We start from the raw sequence: 505 nt of genomic DNA, 5'->3' as shown, positions 1-505 counted from the left end.
CCAGCAGCGACTCAAGCGCCTCCATCGCTTCCGGCGGCTCAATCGAACCGATCCCCGCCTTCGCCATCCGCTCCCGGTAATGATCCGATGCCACGATGCCCACGCTGCCCCAATATCCCCAGTTCATTACCTTTACCGCGCATGGCCACGCCAGCGCAAGCTGATTCGCAAACGCATCCTTGAACGTGCAGCCCGCTACGTAGTTGCTTTGTCCCGCCGGCTTCGTAAAGGCATTTATCGATGAGAAGAACAGGACGAAATCCAGCGCCTCCCCTTCAAACGCCTCCGCCAGCCGCACGCTGACGTCCACCTTCGCCGTCATCCCCTCGCGGAAGCGCTCCTCTTCCATGTTCCCCAGGCTTTTATCCAGCAGCACGATCGCCGAATGGATCACACCGTTTATCTCTCCGTACCGCGCCTTGATCTCCTCGCATGCCCGCTTCAGCGCTCCTCCGTCCTTCGCGTCGGCGCTTATATACACCGGCGCCGGACCCAGTTCCGCCAG

Annotated in this window: 1 protein-coding gene; it reads right to left on the bottom strand. The window is 61.0% G+C overall.

All coding sequences use genetic code 11. From position 1 onward, the window contains the following. The coding region (locus L692_RS28180) for a KR domain-containing protein (RefSeq protein WP_036722878.1) at positions 1–505 on the bottom strand (505 nt) is incomplete at both ends.

Origin of the sequence: Paenibacillus forsythiae T98 (assembly GCF_000520735.1) — a bacterium.
Taxonomy (GTDB): domain Bacteria; phylum Bacillota; class Bacilli; order Paenibacillales; family Paenibacillaceae; genus Paenibacillus_AQ; species Paenibacillus_AQ forsythiae.
This window is presented reverse-complemented; position numbering and strand designations above follow the sequence as displayed.